Annotated in this window: 14 protein-coding genes; 6 read left to right on the top strand and 8 right to left on the bottom strand. The window is 56.2% G+C overall.

Annotation, left to right across the window (positions count from 1 at the left end; translation table 11 throughout):
• Positions 1 to 137 precede the first annotated feature (137 nt).
• A complete protein-coding gene (locus BFC21_RS11840; protein WP_088377952.1) occupies positions 138 to 629 on the top strand; it encodes a GyrI-like domain-containing protein in 492 nt (163 codons plus the stop codon).
• Here the strand turns inward: BFC21_RS11840 and BFC21_RS11835 are convergent.
• From BFC21_RS11835 to BFC21_RS11815, 5 genes are all read right to left on the bottom strand, one after another.
• The gene (locus BFC21_RS11835) at positions 626 to 1,132 is read right to left on the bottom strand and encodes an N-acetyltransferase (protein WP_016782103.1); all 507 of its coding nucleotides are present in this window, start codon (positions 1,130 to 1,132) and stop codon (positions 626 to 628) included. The two genes, BFC21_RS11840 and BFC21_RS11835, sit on opposite strands and share 4 nt — an antisense overlap.
• Before the next feature lie 113 nt (positions 1,133 to 1,245).
• Positions 1,246 to 2,034, bottom strand: a complete 789-nt coding sequence (gene mddA, locus BFC21_RS11830) for a methanethiol S-methyltransferase (protein WP_120266162.1) — start codon at positions 2,032 to 2,034, stop codon at positions 1,246 to 1,248.
• Between the two features lie 144 nt (positions 2,035 to 2,178).
• On the bottom strand, positions 2,179 to 3,363 hold the full coding sequence (locus tag BFC21_RS11825) for a GAF domain-containing sensor histidine kinase (RefSeq protein WP_088377950.1): 1,185 nt from the start codon (positions 3,361 to 3,363) through the stop codon (positions 2,179 to 2,181).
• 129 nt (positions 3,364 to 3,492) lie between these two features.
• Entirely contained in the window at positions 3,493 to 3,798 is a 306-nt protein-coding gene (locus tag BFC21_RS11820) for a PepSY domain-containing protein (RefSeq protein ID WP_088377949.1), read from the bottom strand.
• Positions 3,799 to 3,894: 96 nt separating this feature from the next.
• Complete coding sequence (locus tag BFC21_RS11815; RefSeq protein ID WP_120266161.1) at positions 3,895 to 5,022, bottom strand: glycerophosphodiester phosphodiesterase; 1,128 nt, start codon at positions 5,020 to 5,022, stop codon at positions 3,895 to 3,897.
• Between the two features lie 167 nt (positions 5,023 to 5,189).
• Here BFC21_RS11815 and BFC21_RS11810 point away from each other — a divergent pair, with 167 nt between their 5' ends.
• Positions 5,190 to 5,513, top strand: a complete 324-nt coding sequence (locus tag BFC21_RS11810) for a DUF2025 family protein (protein ID WP_095004579.1) — start codon at positions 5,190 to 5,192, stop codon at positions 5,511 to 5,513.
• Between the two features lie 13 nt (positions 5,514 to 5,526).
• Here the strand turns inward: BFC21_RS11810 and BFC21_RS11805 are convergent, their stop codons facing one another.
• On the bottom strand, positions 5,527 to 6,066 hold the full coding sequence (locus tag BFC21_RS11805) for a DUF1003 domain-containing protein (protein ID WP_120266160.1): 540 nt from the start codon (positions 6,064 to 6,066) through the stop codon (positions 5,527 to 5,529).
• 33 nt (positions 6,067 to 6,099) lie between these two features.
• Positions 6,100 to 7,179: a diguanylate cyclase gene (locus tag BFC21_RS11800; RefSeq protein ID WP_120266159.1), complete on the bottom strand. Its 1,080-nt coding sequence runs from the start codon at positions 7,177 to 7,179 to the stop codon at positions 6,100 to 6,102.
• Between the two features lie 273 nt (positions 7,180 to 7,452).
• On the opposite strand from BFC21_RS11800, the gene BFC21_RS11795 reads away from it, so the two are divergent.
• On the top strand, positions 7,453 to 8,481 hold the full coding sequence (locus BFC21_RS11795) for an MBL fold metallo-hydrolase (protein WP_120266158.1): 1,029 nt from the start codon (positions 7,453 to 7,455) through the stop codon (positions 8,479 to 8,481).
• A gap of 9 nt (positions 8,482 to 8,490) precedes the next feature.
• On the opposite strand, the gene BFC21_RS11790 is transcribed toward BFC21_RS11795, so the two are convergent.
• Positions 8,491 to 8,808 (bottom strand): helix-turn-helix transcriptional regulator, encoded by a 318-nt coding sequence (locus BFC21_RS11790; RefSeq protein ID WP_088377946.1) that lies wholly within the window; start codon positions 8,806 to 8,808, stop codon positions 8,491 to 8,493.
• Positions 8,809 to 9,194: 386 nt separating this feature from the next.
• On the opposite strand from BFC21_RS11790, the gene BFC21_RS11785 reads away from it, so the two are divergent.
• Genes BFC21_RS11785 through BFC21_RS11775 form a run of 3 tightly spaced genes read left to right on the top strand, consistent with a single transcriptional unit; the run spans position 9,195 to position 20,251 of the window.
• Entirely contained in the window at positions 9,195 to 10,913 is a 1,719-nt protein-coding gene (locus tag BFC21_RS11785) for a ShlB/FhaC/HecB family hemolysin secretion/activation protein (protein WP_120266157.1), read from the top strand.
• 30 nt (positions 10,914 to 10,943) lie between these two features.
• A complete protein-coding gene (locus BFC21_RS11780; RefSeq protein WP_120266156.1) occupies positions 10,944 to 19,919 on the top strand; it encodes a DUF637 domain-containing protein in 8,976 nt (2,991 codons plus the stop codon).
• Positions 19,920 to 19,924: 5 nt separating this feature from the next.
• Complete coding sequence (locus BFC21_RS11775; protein ID WP_095004574.1) at positions 19,925 to 20,251, top strand: hypothetical protein; 327 nt, start codon at positions 19,925 to 19,927, stop codon at positions 20,249 to 20,251.
• The last annotated feature ends 113 nt before the right edge of the window (positions 20,252 to 20,364 follow it).

Raw genomic sequence — 20,364 nt, 5'->3', positions numbered from 1 at the left:
TGGACCAGACAATAAGGGCGCTGAGGTACTTTTGTCTAGATGGCAACAGGTGCTATTTTTCACTGATCCGACTCGCTTGTGTTTTTGTTCCTATACTAAGTTGCTAGGTTTCCTACTTACTCCATCGAGTATGCCCCATGGATCAACTAAAAAAGTTCGAGCTGTCAGCGCCGCGATTCACCAAAGGTCCCTTTCAATTGATTGCGGGTTTTGGTGGCCGTTTCACTCAAGAGACCGCAGGTCGAATTCCTCAGCTATGGGACACATTCCTTCCTGAGTTGGGCAAGGTACCTAGCCAGTTAGGGGAAGAAACCTACGGTGTTTGTTGTAATCCCGATGGCGAGGGTGGTTTCGAATACATTGCCGGTGTGGCCATCAGCAAGCTGGACGACCTGCCCGAGCGCTATCGCTGGATTGAGCTGCAAGAACAGTCCTACGCGGTGTTCGAGCATCACGGGCCACTGGATACCCTGGCCCAGACCTTTCAGGCGATCTGGAAGCAGTGGTTGCCGCAGTCGGGGTACGCCGCCGTTGATGCACCCGAGTTCGAGCGTTACAGCGCCGACTTCAATCCGGACGCCGGCACGGGCCGGGTAGAGATCTGGTTGCCGATCAAAAAGGCGGCCTAGCCTGCTTGCAGTTGTGGCAGTGGCGAGGCCGGCAGTGAAAGCACCAGGCGCCTTTCGCCACGATAGGCCTCGCCGCGCTCGACCCAGCCCTGGCCCAGGTAAAAGGCCAGCGCGCTGGTGTTGAACGGGCTGACAGAAAGCATCAACTGACGGATCTCGGGCCAGAACTGATCAATGGCCCGGGGCAGTTCGCGCAAGCAGGCCTTGCCCAGCCCCTGAGCCTGGACCCGGCTGTCGACTTGCAAGGCATGCAGGGTGGCACTGCCGGCTTCGGCCCAATGCGCCAGTAACGGCTCGCGCTTGAGCAGCAAGAAGGCCACCGGCCGTTCATCGCGCAGTAACGCCAACCCTTTGATACCCGCGTGCGGCTTGGTGGGCAGGGCGTGCAGGGCCGATTCGACAGTGCCGCAGAATGGCACTTGCTCAGGTCTTACCTCAATCTCGCGCAGTAATTCGCGCTGGCGCAGCGTCAGGTCTTCGTAAGCGCAGAGGCGGGTGTTCATATCGGAATTCTGTTGAGGCGCAATGGGAGGTAGCTGATGGGTGACATCAGTTACCGCTGAACAGCGCGACAGTTTCTACCGATCATCGAGCCAAATACAGATTTATTCCCACGTCAGTCTTCAGAACCTGAGTTGCGGCGTACAAAGGGCAGCAACATGGCGACGTTTTTTTGATAACGGCGGTAGTTGTCACCAAACAGGGTAACCAGGTCTTTCTCTTCCAGATGTGTGCCGATCAGGATGTACAGCGTGCTGGTCAGCGCAAATACCAGGTGCCCGACAGTCATCTCGGGTGTGGCCCAGAATGCGATCAAAAACCCCAGGTACATCGGGTGGCGTACAACTTTGTACAGTGCAGGTGTACGAAATACGGGGTTTACCGAGGCGGGGCGCAGCAATGGCGCCAGGGCCTGCTTGATGCCGAATAGTTCAAAGTGGCTGAACAGAACAGTTGCCACCAGCACGATCGCCCATCCGAGCCAGTACAGGGCGACAAGCAAGCCTGTGGCCACTGGCGACTCAACTTTCCAGACAACGCTGGTGATCGGTTGCCACAACCCGCACAGCAGCGCCAGAACCGCGCTGGAGGCCAAGACATAGGTGGCACGTTCGATAGGTACCGGGATGATAGAGCGCCAGCGGTCCTTGAAGCCTTTGCGCGCCATGAGGCTGTGCTGCAGGGCAAACAGGCTGATCAGCAAAATATCGCTCGCCAGTGCCCAGGGCCATGCCAGGCCTGTTCCCGAATCAATGCTTTTCGGGACCCCGACATTGCCCACAAAGCCCATGAAGTAGAGGAATGTCAGCAGGAAAAACAGGTAGCTCAACAGGCTGTAGAGCAGCGCAGCGAATTGGCCGATACGACGCAATACGCGCGGTTTCAGATCAGTTGCAGCGTGCATGAACGACTCCTTTCGTACATGGCAGAACAGCGATACAAACGTTTGTAACGAGTACCTTAGCCCTGATACAGCAAATGGCCATCTTTATGGGTGAACTGCCAAAGATGTCATCCAACATACCAAGCGAGGCAAGAAAAGGCGGGCTCAGGCTTGCGGTAACGCCAGGCTGAAGGTGAAGACCGTGCCTTGTGCTTGATTGGAAGCGACTTCGAGATGGCCACCATGGGACAGGGCGATCTGGCTGGCAATGTACAAGCCAAGGCCGAGACCGGCCTGGGGCGTGTGGTTGGCCGGGCGTGAGTAGGGTTTGAACAAGTGCGGCAGCAATTCGGGGGCAATGGGCGTGCCCTGGTTGAATACCTTGAGGCTGAACACCCCATCGAGCGTCAGGGCGCTGACGCGCACGGCACCGCTTGGGCCACCGTGGGTAATGGCATTGATCAGCAGGTTGGAGAGCAGTTGCGCCAAACGGCCACTGTCACATTGGATGCCTGTGAGTGGCCCGATATCTGACTGGATCAAGCGGTCGGGGTGTACGCTTTGAATTTCTGATACAACGTGGCGCAACACCTGGTCGAGATTGCCGCACTCGCTCAGGGTCAGGGGGATACCGCTGCCCAGGCGGCCCCGGGCAAAGTCCAGGACGTCCTCCACCAACTGCGAAGCGCGATGGCCACAGCTGAGGATATGCTGCGCGAGCACATCGCTCGGCGGGTTGGGATACTTGCGCAGCAGGCGCTCGGCTGCCGTGGTAATGGCAAAGAGCGGGTTGCGCAAGTCATGGCCGATCACGGCGATAAACTGCTCGCGCAATTCTGCATTTTCACGCTCTTGCAGCAAGGCAGTCTCGGTGCGTTGCTGGTTCTCTTCAGCGTCAATCTGCAGCGAGAGCAGCCGGGCAAAAGACTCCATCGTGGATTGGATGGTGCTGTCTTTCAGGCTGGCAGGCTCCGGGTCCAGGGCGCACAAGGTGCCGAAGAAGCGGCCGTCAGTGCGCCATACCGGGATCGTGATATAGCTTTCAAAGCGGTACATCCTGGGAGTGTGATGATGCTGGTAGAGCGGGTCAGCGCTGGCATGGTCGATGATGATGGGCTGGTGCGAGTGCATGCTTTCAAAGCACAGGGTACTGACCAGCTCCAGCTCGCCCCCGGGCTGCAACCCGAAACCCAGGTTGTCGAGCACGGCGCAGGCAGTCCAGGTTGTCTGGGTCACACGGGCAACGGCGGCAAAGCGCATGCCGGTCATTTCCGCGATCACCTGAAGCATCGCCGGCACGGCGCTGATCCGGTTAATCGTTGCGATATCGTCGACCACGCCTGGCGCCATGGGAAATGCTCGTGCTTAAAAAGCTGATTCTAGCCAGAACACTTGTACACGGCACTCATTGATCAGCCGGCACTCAATAAAAAAACCGCGCGACTCATAAAGAGTGGCGCGGTTTTTATTCAAATCAACTCAGGTGTCTTGTTTGTCTTGCAGTACTTCGCCCGTTTTGGCGTCGAGGTCCACGTCCCACTTGATACCTTTGGCATCGCGCAATTCAACCTCATACACCAGCTTGCCGTAAGAGTGATCAAGCTCGGTATCAACAATGGTCGCCCCCGGGTGTTTATCCAGCGCGGCTTGATTCAACTTTTCAAACGAGGCGATTTCACCCGACTTGAGCAGCCCTGGAATATGGTCAGGGCGAACATCGGCCTGGGCAATACCGGCGGTCAGCGCCAGGGCAACAGTGGCAAATACCAGGTTAAGTGTTTTCATGTTGAGTCCCTTTGGGTTGATCTGTTTAAGTGGGATCAGATTAACCGGCACAACTTAACTCACCCTTAATTTTCGCCCAGTTACCGACGCGCAGGTTTAGAACCCCTTGTTCTCCAGCAACTGATTGACGCTGTGTGGCGCCGGGCGCTGGTAGTACTTGAGCAACTCGCTGGCGCGGTTGGTGAAAATGCCATCGACACCTGCGTCCATTGCCTTCTTGAAATCGACGGGGGCGTCGAGGGTGTACACATGCACCAGCAGGCCCCGGTCATGAGTGGCCTTGTTCATCCAGGGCTGGATCAGGTCGAAATAGCTCTGGTCGCCGCCGTGGGTCAAGGCTGCCGAAGGGCCTGTACCAATGGCGCCGTTAGCCTTGGCAAAGTCGAGCCACTGGATGAACTCGGCCTGGTCCTTGGGCTGCTGCTTGGCGTAGTACGCGGCTTTATCCTTTGCCCCCGAGTCGGCGAAACTGACGCTGGTGTCGGGTGTCATGCCGCCTTCACCCACCCATAGCAGCAGGATCTTCGGGGTGTCGGGCATTTCTTTTTGCAGCAGTTCGAGGCTGTTTTTATCGAACGTCTGCAAAATGATTCGGCCCTTGCCCAAACCCACCTGCGAACCAGCTGTTGCCCCTGTCGCAGGCGCAAGCCAGCCGCGCTTGCTCAGTGTGTGGTGCAGGTCGTGCTCAATGCCCGGGAACAGCTGGGGTTGCTTGGTTTCGATATACAGGCCCGGTGTGTGCTCGGGGTTGCCCTGGGCAATATCGATGATTTCATCCAGGGTCAAAATCGGCAGGCCAACGTAGGACGCGCGTGCCCGATCCGGGTAGGCCTGGTTGAACCAGCTGCCAGCATCCAGGGTTTTAAGCTCCGCCAGGGTGAAGGCACTGGCAGGGCTGTCCTTGCGCTCCGGGAATTTTTTCGCCACATCGGTGGTGCGTAGAAGGCTGTTGTCATGCAGCGCAAACAGCACGCCGTCCTTGCTGCGCTGCAGGTCCATTTCCAGGTAATCGGCGCCCAGGTCGCGGGCGAGGGTGTAGGCTGGCGCCGTTGACTCCGGGGCATCGAAGGATGCACCGCGATGGGCGATGACGGCGGGGAGGGGGATACCGTGGGCACTGGCCAGTGTCGCCTCGGTGGCGCTCGGTGCGCTGTTGGCCTGTGCCTGGCCCATACCCAGAATCAGGCTCAGCAGCAGGGCGCTTTTGCCAAAAGTGTCGGACATTGGTTGAAATCCTTTCCATCAGAAAAGCGGAATGTGTTTTTTAGCGATTTTTCAGGCTGATGTGCAGTATTCTTGGCCCCAACAACGTCCCCGGTAGAGGGGCAAACCTTGAATCTTGCGTGTAAACCACCGTTCCAGAGCCTTTGGGCTCATCAGTGAGGTTTACCATGCGTATCACTTCGCAACTCATCTGCCAGGCCGCCGACCTACTTAACGGCTTTGTTGGTTTCAATCGTAAGACAGGCCAGCACATTGTCCGTTTTAGCGAAGATTCTTTCGGCATGGATGTCGCCGACGACAACATCACCCCGACCAGTGAGTTTGTCTGGCAGGCCAATGGCGCCGAGACCATGACCCTCAAGCGCGAGCTGATTCAGCTGCTGCTGGATCAAAATATCGATGATCGCCTGAATATCACCGAACCCCTGCGGGTCTATATGCAGCGCCAGGATGTGCCCGAGATTTCGGCGGTGCGCCGTTGCATCAGTTGAGTCTGAGCAGTCCCTAGGGCTCTTTGCGGACAAAATGCCGGTGCATTTCTGACGTCAGGCTTTCTATTCGCTCAGTCAACTGCTTGGTCATTTCGGTCAGGCGGGTGTTTTGCTCCAGCAGCGCCATGATCTGCTCTGTGGTTTGAGCCGCGGCGGCTTGCCGTTCGGCATTGGCTACGGCCAGGGCTTCGCGGTGCTGGGCGTCTGCATCTGCCTGGGCCTTGTCGCGGGCCGCCTGGCGCGTTTGTGCCAGCAGAATCAAGGGTGCGGCGTAGGCCGCTTGCAGGCTGAAAGCGAGGTTAAGCAGGATGAACGGATAAATATCAAAGTGCGTTACGCCAAACAGATTGAGACAGATCCATATCGCCACGATCAGGGTTTGCGCGCCGAGAAAGGCAGGGGTGCCAAAAAAGCGGGCAAAGGCTTCAGCCTGCAAGGCGAACCGGTCACTGCCGAATGTTGGTGCCAAATGCTCATAGGCGCGGTGAAAGCGCAAATGGTCGACCTTTTTTGACTGGGCCTTGGCGTTGGCATGTTTGTTTTCAGCTGCCATGGGGCTTCCTTTTCTTGCTGGATGTTTACCGGGCTATTGCGGATTGCTGCCCCACGCTGACGCTGAAAGCGTGTCTGCTGAACCAACGCTGACCTTGTTGCGGCCCGTATTTTTTGCGATGTACAACGCTTTGTCGGCCTCGTTCAGCCACATGTTGGCGTGCTGGAATTCGGGGCGGCAAGTGGCCAGGCCTATGCTCAGGCTGACGTTAAGCCCAGGCTCGTCGGCGTGCTGGAAGTTGGCGAATACATGGCGCAGCCGCTCCATGATTTCCTGGGCCTGGGCCAGTGAACGGTTGGGCAGAATGACGCAAAACTCATCACCGCCGTAGCGCCCGGCCAGGTCTTCAGTGCGCAGGTTATGCTTGAGCTCCAGGCTGAGCTGACGCAACACGCTGTCGCCGACAATATGGCCGTAGGTGTCATTGATGCGCTTGAAGTGGTCGATGTCGATCAGGGCCAGCGTGGTGGGTGAATGGCTCTGCTGGCTGTGCTGGAAGCTCAGTTGCAGCAGGTCTTTCCATGAACCATGGTTGAGCAGACCGGTCAGGCTGTCGGTGCGGCTCAGGGTGCTCAGTGCGCGTTTATGCTCCGCCAGCTTGATAGCCAGGCGATAACTGACCATGCCCACGGCAAACGGGTAGAGCGTCAGCATGGGCAGGCACGCATAGATCTGGATGGCGGTGGTGTCCAGGTTGACAGCGACCCCCAGGGCCAGCCACGACAGCAGGACACCGGCCAGTTGTGCCAACGCTCCGCGGATCAGCATCTTCGGGCCGCCTGCGGCCACGTTGTTCATCATCATCATCGACAGGATCGTGACGGTAGGCAGGGGGTTGAACTGCATGCTCGCGGCCCAGAAACCGCCCCACAGCGAGTCCAGCAGCATGTTGCGGCGCTCGGCCTGATACGGGTAGGCAGAGCGGATCGACAGTTGATAGGCGAGGTGTGGCCAGACAAATCCGTTAAACAGCAGCAGGCCCCATATCCATGCCGGCACATTCAGTGGGTAAAGTGCTGCCATCACGCTAAAGCAGCCAATCCCCAGGCCGACGGCACGCGGCGCGTAAATGCGCTTGGCAAACGACAGCCCTTTGCCTCTTTTATTGTCCATAGCTGTCTGCGCAAGTCAGGTGGGCATGGTGCCCGATTGCCGGGTTGCGCAGCGCCGATTGCCGGGTTGCTGGCAGGCATTGACGAGAAAACATCGTACATATCCCGAAAAGTTTTGAAACAGTGATGGTTCCAGACTAGCTCTATTTAGCCGACGCTCAATCTGCTGCGTTGACAGTGCCTGTTGTGGGCACTGATATTTATAGAATGACAACCCACCTTTCAAGGGGCTAAAAGCAAGGCAATAACCATTTCTCACTGGAGCCTTCAATCCATGGCATTCGACTCACGCAATGCTGGGCGGCCTAAACCCGCTGAGCGATATCAGGGCGCATTTCGAAATGATGGCGCGCGGCCGTCTTCCAGCCTTGGCAAGACCCTGGGCATCTTCTGGAAACTGCTTTTTCACAAGCCAGTGGGCACGCGGCCTGAAGGTGTGATCCCGGTCAAGCCACTCACCCGTGAGCAATTGGATGAGGCGGCGGATTTCAGTGTGTATCGGCTGGGTCATTCAACCGTGCTGCTCAAGCTCAAAGGCAAATACTGGCTGACCGACCCGGTCTATGCGCAGCGCGCCTCGCCGTTTCAGTGGCTTGGACCCAAGCGCTTTCATGAGCCGCCCATCAGCCTGGATGAGCTACCACCGTTGGAGGCGGTGATTCTTTCCCATAATCACTATGACCATCTGGATCAAAAAACCGTGTTGCAGTTGGCGGCAAAAACACGTCAGTTTCTTGCACCGCTGGGTGTCGGTGACCTGCTGGTAAAGTGGGGCGTGCCAGCCAGCAAGGTTCAGCAACTGGACTGGTGGCAGGAAGCTCACCTGGCAGGTATCCGCTTTATCGCCACTCCGTCCCAGCACTTTTCAGGTCGGGGGCTGTTCGATCACAACCAGACGCTTTGGGCATCCTGGGTGATGATCATTGATGATGTGCGAATTTTCTTCAGTGGTGACTCGGGCTATTTTGACGGCTTCAAGCAGATCGGAGAGCAGTTCGGCCCCTTTGATCTGACCCTGATGGAGACAGGGGCCTACAACGTGGATTGGCCCCATGTGCATATGCAGCCGGAGCACAGCCTGCAGGCACATCTTGACCTCAATGGGCGGTGGTTGCTGCCCGTTCACAATGGCACCTTTGACCTGGCTTTCCATGCCTGGTCAGAGCCATTTGACCGCATTGTGGCGTTGGCAGAGCAGTGCAATGTGCTCATTACAACGCCACAAATGGGTGAGGCTTTCAATCTGCTTACGCCTGACCCGGGCCGTGCCTGGTGGCTAGAGGTAGAAACCCCGGGGCATTAGGGCTGTATTTCACTCGATCAGAGCAAAATCCTCGCGCCCCATCGGGTCTGGCGTTGTGCCGCGAACATTGCCCCCGCGCCCGGGGGTAAACCCGGGGAAGAACACCAGGCCCTGCGCCTCAAAGCTGTAGGCCAGGGCCAGCCGGGTAACGTCGCGCACGGGGGCTTGTGCCTCGAAGCGTTCAATTGCCGCGACTGAAACCCCTGATTGCTCGCTCAGCTGCTCGCGATCCCAGCCCAGCATTTCACGCGCCTGCGCGCAGTGCAGCGGGGTAAATTGATTGATGACGATGCGTTCAAACGTACTGCGCGTGGCTGAATGAGGCATGGGTTTCTCCAGGGCTGAGTCAGTGCTTGAAAATATACTGTGTTTTTATACAGTTATTTTATCTCTGGGACAAATTCATTTTTTGATCAGTGCCGAGCGGCGGAATCTGCTGTGCGGCTGCTTTTTTGCGGGCTTTTGCGTGGGGAGCAAAGGTCGAATATTTCGATAATGGGATGTGTGTAGTTTTGTCTGTGCGGAAAAATCGGCGGGTTGATCGCCTCATCTTGCTAGACCAATTCGCGGACATTTCTTCGTAGATATCGGAAGCGTCCTAACTCTTTAATTTCAATCAAGCCCGAGACTTACTTCCATTCAGGGAGACTCCGCCGTTTGTGCCTGCGAGTTAGTCCCTTTACCAGATTAACGGTGTATGGATGGACGTCAGCATGTCGGTATCTCACCTCGGGTTGAGGTTGTTATCTTTGGTTCTGCTCGGCACCTTGGCGGGGCAGGCTTCTGCCACGCAAGCGTCATTGCCTGAACCTGGTGATCTGGATCTGATTCGGGATCGTCAGGAGCGCCTGCTCGAAGAACAACGGCGCCGGCTGGAGGAGCTTCAGGAGCTTCCCGGCAAGCAGATTTCTCCTGGGATTCCAGTTCAGGCAGTCGATAGTCGTTGTTTTCCCATACAAGAGATCCAGCTCAAAGGCGCCGACAGCCTGTCCGCCAACGAGTGTGACACCATGTTCCAGCCCTATATCGGGCAGTGTCTGGGCGTGTCCCAGCTCAACGAATTACTCAAGGTCATCACCAACCATTACATCGACAGGGGGCTGGTGACCACTCGCGCTTACTTGCCACAACAGGACTTGTCCCAGGGTCATCTGCAAATGCTGGTGGTTGAGGGCAAGCTCGAAAGCTTGAAGGGCGCCGACAACAGCAAACTATCCCGTCGCGAATTAACCATGAGTTTTCCCGGTCAGGCCGGTAGCCGGCTCAGTCTGCGGGAAATCGAGCAGGCGATTGATCAGCTCAACCGCTTGCCATCCAATCAGGCGCAAATGGAGTTGGCCCCGGGCAATGAAGTGGGCAGCAGCGCGGTGGTGGTAAAAAACAATCCGCAAAAGCCGTGGCGCGTCAGCCTGGCGCGTAACAACGACGGCCAGAAAAGCACTGGGGAGCAACAGTGGGGTACCGGCTTTGAGTGGGACAGCCCGCTAGGCCTGGCGGATCAATTGGTTATGCGCGGTGGTCATGATGCGAGTAGTGATAACCAGAAATCTTCGAAGAGCGCGATGCTCTACTACAACCTGCCGTGGGGCTGGTGGAACTTCGCTTATACCTACAGCCAGAGCGATTACCGCTCGGTGGCCCAAGCCAACACCTTTGATTTCAAGCAATCCGGTGAAAGTACAAACCATCAACTGCGTGCCGAGCGGGTGATCCATCGCGACGCGATGAGTAAAACCTCGCTCAATACCGGTCTGGCGCATATGCGCTCCAATAACTATGTACGCGATACGCGACTGCGCAACAGCAGTCACCGGCTCAGCGAATTCCAGTTTGGCATCAACCATGGTCGGCGTATCGCCAGTTCCTTCGTCAATCTGGATGTCGGCCTGCAAAAGGGCATCGGTGCCTTTGATGCCCAAGGGAGTCACAGCTCTAAACCGGGCACGCTAAACGCCCGCTATCGCAAATACACCGCGACCATCAGCTATTTGCAGCCATTCAAGCTATGGGGCGAGTCCCTCAGTTTTACCAGTATGGTCACCGGCCAACGCAGTGAGGATGCGCTGTTCAGTCCGCAACGGATAAGCCTGGGCGGTTCTGCCTCGGTACGTGGCTACAAGGACCAACAACTTTCGGGTGACAGCGGTGGTTATTGGCGCAACGACCTGCGCTGGTCGCGTCCGGTAACCCTGGACTGGCTGCGCCCGGTATTGACCGATTACGGCACCAGCCTTGGCTACGACCAGGGCGTGATTCGTCACGGCCGCTACAACCGTGAGACCAGCGGCCGAGTCTCCAGCAACTCGCTGGAGCTGTTTGCCCGTGGCCGTAACTTCAGTACCAGCGTGACCTTTGCCCACTCCCTGGAACGACCGGATGTGCTCACCGAGCGCGAAGCTCCGATCTACTTTCGGATGGTTTTTTTCCTGTAATTCAACGTTTTGTTGTATCGAGAAAATGACATGGATGATCGACATTTAGCCTTTTTGGCTCGCCAGCCTTCAGCTGCCCTGCAACCCCGGGAATCCTTTTGGGGAATGCCCAAACGTGGGCTGGCCTTTATTTTGGCCAATGCGATTTTCTGGCAACCACTGTTGGTGCAGGCCGAAGGCATCGTCGTCAGCGGTCCAGGCACAAGCCTGGGAGCGGCGGGCAATGGTGTACCCATCGTCAATATTGCAGCACCCAACGGCAGTGGCTTGTCGCACAACCAGTTCAGTGACTACAACGTCGGGGCCAATGGCCTGATTCTCAACAACGGGATCGACCGTACACAGTCAACCCAGCTGGGCGGGATCATCCTTGGCAACCCGAACCTGCATGGCAATGCTGCCAATATCATCCTCAACGAAGTAAACGGCGGCAGCCCCAGCCAGTTACGCGGCTACACCGAGGTAGCGGGACAATCGGCCAAGGTCATCGTGGCCAACCCGTACGGCATTACCTGTAATGGCTGCGGTTTTATCAACACTCCTAGCGTCACGTTGAGCACGGGCAAGCCAGTCTTTGATGATGGTCGTCTGGATCGTTATCAGGTCGATGGCGGCACGGTGACCATCGATGGTCAGGGCTTGAACGCCAGCAATGTCGACCGCTTCGACATGATCACCCGCTCGGCGAAGATCAACGCCCAGATCAATGCGCGCAATTTGACGGTGATTGCCGGTCGTAACGACGTCAATGCCCGGACGCTGCATGCCACTGCGCGTACGGATGACGGCAGTGCCAAGCCGCAATTGGCCATTGACTCCAGCGCCTTGGGCGGCATGTACGCAGGTGCCATCAGGCTGGTGGGCACTGAAGCGGGAGTAGGGGTCAAGCTGGACGGTAGGTTGGCGGCCAGTGGCGGGGATATTCTGCTTGATGCCAATGGGCATTTGAGCATAGCTCAGGCCACGGCTGGCGCTGACTTCAACGTTAAATCTGTGAGCCTGGATGCCCTAGGGGCGATCTATGCTGGCACCACATTGGATATGCAGGCTCAAGGCAACCTCACCATTCGTAAAAATCTCGTGGCCCGCGACAGCATCAAGCTCTCCAGCGGCGCACAGTTGACCAATCACGGCGTTATCGAAGCCGGGGTCAATTCAGAAAATTCACGCAACACGGCTGGTGATGTGCAAATCAAAGCACAGGCACTGATCAACACAGACGCCAGCATTGTCGCCAGCCGCAAACTGATGGTTAACGCCCAAACCCTGAACAATCAAGGCGGCACACTGAGTGCCAAACAGATCGCCAGCATCCGCTCAGACACTCTGGATAACCAGAACAAGGGGCGAGTCCTGAGTAGCGGTGATCTCGACCTCAACACCGATCGGTTGCTTAACAGCAAGGGGCTGGTTTCAGCCAACAGCGTCGACGCCCGGGTTGGCAGCCTGGATAACCGCAATGGCATGCTCAGTAGCTTGGGTGAGCTGGGTTTGAGCGTTGACCGCAAAATGCAAAACCAGAGTGGTACGGTGGTGGCTGATGGGAGTGCACATGTCACCGCCGCCAGCCTCAATAACAGCAGCGGTCAGATTTCCAGCAAACAGAACCTTAAGGTCAAGGTGCAGGAGCTCAACAACCACAATGGTCAACTGATTGGCCAAGGTGTTGTGCATCTGATCAGTGACACCCTGGACAATCGCCAGGGCGGTCTGGTCGGCGGTACCCGAGGGGTGCTGCTTGATGTGGCAGATATCAACAACCGCGGCGGCGAGGTGACGAGCCTGGCCAGCGTGACGTTGACCGGTAAGCGTCTGGACAACAAGGAGGGCAGGCTCTCCAGTCAAAAGGACAGCAGGTTTGCATTCAGTGCAGGTATAGAAAATAGTCAGGGCCTGATCAGCTCTGAAGGTTTGTTGAGCATTTCGGCGGGGACTCTTGTTAACAGTCTGGGCAAGTTGTCCAGTAGTGACCAACTCAGTGTCACCACTGATGGCGCCCTGGATAACCGAGGGGGAAGTGTAGATACAAATGCCGGTCTCGACGTGCGCAGCGCCAGCCTCGACAACAGCGCAAAGGGCACCTTGAGTGCCCGGCAAGCGCTACAGATCAACACCGGCGCACTGGATAACCAGAGCGGCGGCATCAACACAGCAGGCGATCTCACTATCACGGCGGGCCAGTTGGACAACCGTGAGGGCAGCATCGTTAGCGCCAAAGCCCTGACAGCTAGCGTCACTGGTTTGGATCAGCAGGGCGGACAACTTACCAGCAAAACCGTACTCACCCTGGACCTCAAATACGGTCAGTTAAACAACCAGAGCGGCCTGATCAACGGACCGCTACTGGTAATGAAAAACCTCAAGGGCGTCAATAACCAGGGTGGCGAAATCTCCAGTCGCCAAGGTTTTACCTTGACGGCGGATAACCTCGATAACAGCAATGGCCAACTTCTGAGTGATGGCGGGCTGTCCCTGCGCATTGCTCAGGCCCTGACCAATATCAAAGGCCTGATCGCCGCAGCGACGATGGATGGGCGAGCGGCAAACCTCGACAACAACTCCGGTTCCCTGACCAGCCTTGGCGATCTGCAACTGGATGTTCAGGGCCTGTTGAGCAACCGGGACCAGGGGCTTATCGAAGCGGGCAATACACTGACCATCAACAGTGGAGAGCTGAACAACCATAATGGTTCGTTGCTGGGCAAGGCCATCGCACTGGACTTCGGTACGGCAACGGGCGATCTGAACAATTCCAGCGGCCTGATCACTACCAAGGGTCCCTTGCTCCTAAAGAATCTGCGAGACCTGAACAACCGTGGCGGCGAAATTTCCACCACGCAAACCCTAAACCTGAGTGGTCGCAACCTCGATAACAGTACCGGCAAGCTGATCAGCAATAACCTGTTGGACATCAATGGCCACGGCCTGCTTAACCAGGGTGGGCTGATCTCTGGCTGGCAGGGCTTGAGTCTCACCGGCGCAACGCTCGACAACCGCAACAGCGGCAAGCTGTCGAGCCTTTATGGCAACCTTGACGCACACCTCAGCTCCAGCCTTCTTAACAGCGGCGCAGGTGTTCTGGTAAGCCAAAAAAAACTGACCGTTACAGCGGCTGATCTGGATAACAGTGGCAAGGGCAATATAACCAGTGCTGACGCCCAAACCCTTAACGTCAGCGGTTTACTGAACAACGGCCAAGGCGGTGTAATCGACAGTGGCGCGACTCTGGACCTGAGCGCGCATGACCTCGACAACAGTGCTGGCAGTATCAATAGCGCCATTGCCACAACCCTCGACCTGCCGGGCACCTTGACCAATACCCGCGGCAAGCTGTCCAGCGGCGGCCCGATGCTGATCCAGGGATCGACGCAGATCGACAACCAAGGTGGTGAACTGGTCAGCCGGAGCTTGCTGACCCTGTTGACTGCTGGCCTGGACAACCGTAACCGCGGCACAGTTGCGGCAGATGGCAGGTTGGACATCAGCGCCAGTGGCCTGGTGCAAAACAGCAATGACGGCCTGATCTACAGCCAGGACGCCGACCTGAGACTTACCGCGAACAGTCTGGACAACGTCAAGGGCAAGGTGCAAAGCAAGACCAGCCTGCATCTGGACATTGCTGACGATTTCGATAATCAGGGCGGCAAATTGATTGCCCAAAACGGCGACCTGAAGCTTAAGGTCGCCAACCTGGACAATCGTGCAGGCGAACTCGCCAGCCTCAAGGGAACCCTCGATGCTCGCGTAGTCGGCGTACTGCGCAACGGTTTCGCAGGTGTTATCCAAGGCCAGCGTTTGAACCTGAACGCGGACAGTATTGATAACGTCGGCGGCCGCATCGACGCACAAACGGGGGATGCCTTCGTTACCACCGGCGTTTTAGATAATCGCGACGGTAGTCTTTTCGCCAAGAGCTTGTTGGAAGTTACCGCAAACTCCTTCGATAACAGCGGCGAGGCAGGCGGGCGTGTGGCTGCGCAACAAGTCAACTTCGATCTGAGCGGCACTCTGAACAACCAAAAAGGCATTATTGAAAGTGCCAGCCTCTTCAATGTCAGCGCTGCCAGTGTAGATAACCGGGCAGGGCAACTGCGTACCCTGGGTAATAGCGGAAATACCCTGTTTCAGATTGGCGGGCTGCTGGACAACCGCAATGGCACCCTTGAGAGCGCCAACACTGACTTGACGTTGCTCGCGGGCAGCTTCCAGAACGCTGGCGGCAATGTATTGCATTCAGGCAGTGGCACCTTCGCCATCGATCCGTCGCTCCTCGACAACGTGGGTGGCAGTCTGGTGAGCCGCGGCGGCTTGACCCTCAAACAGGATACCTGGACCAATAGCAGCGTGATTCAGGCCGCACGCCTGACAGTCAACGTCAATAGTCTGAATCAAACTGTCAGCGGCCAGTTGCTCGCATCCGACCGTTTTGCCGGCACTGGCGGGAACTGGTCCAACGACGGCTTGCTCGCCAGTGACGGTAATCTGAGCCTCGACCTCGTTGGCACTTACTCGGCCAGTGGCCGAGTAAGCAGCCTTGGAACCCTGGACCTTGGCGCCGCGCACATGAACCTCCACGAAGCCGCCACCCTGGCCGGTGGCGGTGATACCTGGGTCACTGTGGCGGGGCAGTTGAACAACGCTGGGCGCCTGACCTCTGCTACCGACCTGAGTCTGAGTGCCGATGATGTAGTCAACTCCGGCACTCTGGGAGCGGGGAGCAAGCTGACACTCGATGCCGACACACTGCTCAACCGCGATGGCCTGATTTTTAGCGGCGCCGACATGCAGTTGCTGGCTTCAAGTTTCACTAATGCCTATGCACAGGTCTATGCCTTGGGCGATGTACTGATCGCCAGGGACGTGGACCAGACTAAAGCAGATTTGCTGGATAACCGTTCGGGCAATATCGAGAGCGCGAAGAAGCTCACCATCAGCGCCATGACGGTCAATAATGTCAGGGATGTGCTGGAGTACTCGGCCCATGAAAAAAGCTTGGTGACCATTACCGAACTTGATTGCAATGCAATACCCATTGCGGGCTGCGACTTCCGCAGTGGTGGCCGTCGAAACGGGCTGTGGCGAATTGACGAAATCGACAGCCTGAAGATTATCCGCAGCACCCTTGCGTCCATGTTGAGCAGTGGCGCGGATCTTGAAATCAACGCCGGGATACTGAATAACCACAGCAGCACCATCGCCGCCACAGGCAACCTCACCGCCAACGCGGACACCATCAACAACCTGGGCGTGCAAGGGCAGGAGATCAAGACCTCCCGCACTTACTGGAACTATGTCACACAGATCTTCGCGGCCGTTCCAGCGGCGGCAAACTTTAATGCCAAGAACAGCCCCACACCTTCGGCCACAGTCGAAGCAGATCTGAGCTACTTTATTGGCCTGTTGGGCGGCGGCAAACTCTCGCACACCACCAGTACCCGGAACATCGAAGGACAGTCCTACGATGCCGTCATCCAGGCCGGCGGCAACGTCGACCTCAATGCCGAGCAGAACATCAACAACAGCGTTGTACGGCCTCACTACGCCTACGTTGCTGCCGGCCACACTCCAACCGAAACGGGCGCGGGGAGTGGCTACTCAACGCCGATTCAGATCAACTCCCAATTGCCGCCTGATATGGCACAACAGCAAGTCAACCCGGTGGGGCTACCCGGTTTCAGTTTGCCTGAAGGGCAGAACGGCCTGTTCCGTCTGAGTGCACAAGACAGCAGCACTCCGAGCACTGATGGTCCGCAGAGCTGGGCCCTGGGAGGCTCCAGCGTCGCCACGGCAGATCGCTCGCCAACCACACCGATAGATCTCGGGGCTATAGCCAACTCTGCAATCCCGGCCGACGCCCAGACCATCAATCGCGTACAAGGCCTGCCTGATGCAAGCAGTGCATCTCGCCCGCACAAGTACCTGATCGAAACCAACCCGGCACTGACCAACCTCAAGCAATTTATGGGCTCGGACTACCTGCTGTCGAAGTTGGGTTACGACCCTGACCAAAGCCAGAAACGCCTGGGGGACGGTTTCTATGAACAACGCCTGATCCAGCAGGCTGTCACCGCCCGCACTGGGCAGCGCTTTATCGACGGCCAAACCAGCGATGCGGCGACGTTCAAATACCTGATGGACAACGCGATCGCCAGCAAGCAGGCGCTCAACCTGTCCGTGGGCATCACCCTCACAAGCGAACAGGTCGCGGCCCTGACCCACGATATCGTTTGGCTCGAAAACACCACGATCAACGACGAACAAGTACTGGTACCGGTCTTGTACCTGGCTCAGGCCAACAAGCGGCTTGCTCCCAATGGCGCATTGATTGCCGGTAACGACGTCAAGCTGATCGCCGGTAAAAACCTCAACAACCTAGGCACCCTGCGAGCCACCGAAAATCTCTTGGCCAGTGCGGGCAACAACCTTGCAAACAGTGGCCTGATCGATGCCGGTAACCGCCTCGACCTGTTGGCGGGTAACAACCTTACCAACAAGACAGACGGCATTATTGCCGGGCGCGATATAAGCCTGACGGCGACCGGAGGTGATGTACTCAACGAGCGCACCGTCACCAGCCATAACAGCAGCAACGGCTACCGTACCGAACGCACTGATTTTGTGGAAAACGCCGCCCGCATCGAAGCGGCGAATAATCTGTCCCTGCAAGCCGGGCGCGACGTCAACAGCGTCGGCAGCCTGATTAAAAGTGGCGCAGATACCACCATCAAGGCGGGTCGTGACGTCAACCTTGTTGCCTCAGAACAGCGCAACAGCCAGGTTGCAGGCACGCTGTTCCGTGGCGATAGCACCACTCAATACGGCTCGGTCGTCGAGGCGGGCCGCGACTTCAAGATCGTTGCAGCGCGAGACATCAGCGCCATCGCCAGCCAGATCGATGCTGCCCGCGACATCGGCATGGCCGCAACCGGTGACTTGACCCTGGCTTCTGCGGCGAACGAACAACACAGTTCGCTCAATACCAAAAAAGTCAAAACTCGGGACGATCTTGTCAGCCAGGTATCGACCACGGTGAAGGCCGCCGGCAGCGTGACCTTGAGCGCGGGGCAGGATTTGGCATTGATCGCCAGCCGGGTCGAGGCGGGGAGTGAGGCTTATTTGGTGGCGGGTGGGAATCTGGGCCTGTTGGCTGCGCAGGACAGTGATTACTCACTGTACGACATGAAGAAAAATGGGGGGTGGGGAAGCAAAAAAACCAAGCGTGATGAAGTAACCGACATCAAAAACGTTGGCAGCGAAATCAAGAGCGGTGGCGATCTGACTTTGAGCAGTAACGGTGATCAGCAATACCAGGCGGCCAAGCTTGATAGTGGTAACGACATCATGATCAGCAGTGGTGGCGCGGTGACGTTTGAGGCGGTTAAGGACCTGCATCAGGAGAGTCACGAGAAGAGCAATGACAATGCGTTTTGGGTTTCATCCAAAGGTAAGGGCAACACCGATGAAGCCGTTCGACAAACCCAGATGATTGCTGACGGCAATATCGTGATCAAAGCCGTTGACGGCTTGAAGGTCGACATAAGACAGGTTGACCAGCAAACCGTCAGTCTGTCTATCGACGCGATGGTAAAAGCAGACCCGCAATTGGCATGGCTTAAAGATGCAGAACAACGGGGCGATGTGGATTGGCGTCAGGTCAAGGAAATACACGACAGCTTCAAGTATAACAACTCTGGCCTTGGGCCTGCTTCGCAGATCATTATTGCAATTGTGATGGCTGCATTTGTAGGGCCAGCAGCAATGGCGGCAATGACGGCAGCAGGAGCTAGTGTCGGAGTTGCAGCCGGGGCAGGTGCCGTTGCCGCAGGCGCAGCGACAAACGCTACGGTCAGTGCTGTGAGTAATCGCGGCAACCTTGGTGCCGTGATCAAGGACGTAACTTCGTCAAATGCGATGAAGGGTTATGCGATATCAGGTGTTACAGCAGGTGTTACAGCTGGTTACTTTGATGACTTAACAGGAACCAAAACTAATACGGGAACCAGCAAGGTGAACGTGCCGCTCAACACCTGGAAAGGTGCTGGGCAGTTTGCAGCAAATCAGACGCTGCAAAGTGGTACTTCTTTGGCCTTGAGTAAGGCATTGGGGCAGGGTGGCAATGTCAGCGATGCATTGAAAAATGCGTTGTTCAACACCTTGGCTGCAGCTAGTTTCAATGCCATAGGGGACTACACCAAAGACGTCTTCAGCGACGGATCAGCACAAAAAATCGCTATCCAGGCCATGGTGGGGGGCTTGCTGGCCGAAGCTACTGGCGGTGATTTTAAAACCGGAGCTTTAGCCGCTGGTGCTAACGAAGCGCTCGTGGCCCATTTGAATAATCTGGTTGAAGGCGATGAAAGCCTGCTAACCATGAGTTCACAGATTGTTGGCGTGTTGGCTGCGGCCGCTCAAAGTGATGTCGATGCCAGCAAGCTGGAGAAAGGGAAATGGATTGCGCAGAATTTGACGCAATATAACTTTCTGGAGCACCTGCCACCAGGTTTGGCTGAGTATGGGCAAGCGGCAACCACTTTAGCGCAAGATATGCAAAGTAAGGGTGCAACCAATGATGAAATAGCCCAAGCACAGCTGGCGCTGGTCCAGGGGCAAGGTTTTGATGGTGTTCAACCTGCTACTGAGTTCGTTACGGCCTGGGGCATGTTTATGGCCGGCGAGATCACAGGTGCGGGGCTTGCGGCAATGTTAGGGCGGCTTGTCTCGGGAGGAGTAAAAGCTACAATTGGTGGTAAGCCGATAAATTTTGATGGCACCTTTTATTCTGTAGATGGGTTAAGATTTAGTAAGTCCTATTATGAGCGCTTGTGGAGTCAGGGGCGTCCTGCACCATTTATTCAAGCTAAAGAGATACTCGGTAGCAACCCGAAAGTAATCCCAGATCCACGTGGTGCTCCAGGGTATTTTAAGTATGAAGGAGGCGGTTTGGAAATGATTTATAATCCTACAACAGGTCAGATTGGACATATTCAGCCAATAAGGGTCAAGTGATTCTTATGGATATATGGAATGACCTAGAAAATGAACTGGAGCGTTATCGCACTAGTGTCTCAATTATTTATCAATATCTTCATGTGTATGAAGAAGAGTGTACTACGTTAATTGGGAGAATAGCCGCCAGTTCCTCTTTTGATGAGGCGGTGGAGTATTTTGATTCTTTGTATGAGATCCAAGGCAGGCTTTCAACTGTCAAGTACAAATTTGAGTTTTCCTTGAGTGCTAGACTTCAAGATTTTATCTATTATTTGGATCGGGATGATATTTACTCAAGGAAATATTGGTATGAAGAGTTTAAAAAGGGCTTGAAATGGCCTGCTGAGTAATTTTTTTGCATGCTTGAGTTGATGTGAAGTTGTAGTTAATAAAGCTTTCGGCTTTGGGTGGATTGGCTAATCTTTAGGGATACTCTGAAAAATACTTCCCGATCTGGGGGAGT

The sequence above is a fragment of the Pseudomonas sp. TMW 2.1634 genome, assembly GCF_001703595.1.
Taxonomy (GTDB): Bacteria; Pseudomonadota; Gammaproteobacteria; order Pseudomonadales; family Pseudomonadaceae; genus Aquipseudomonas; species Aquipseudomonas fragi.
This window is presented reverse-complemented; position numbering and strand designations above follow the sequence as displayed.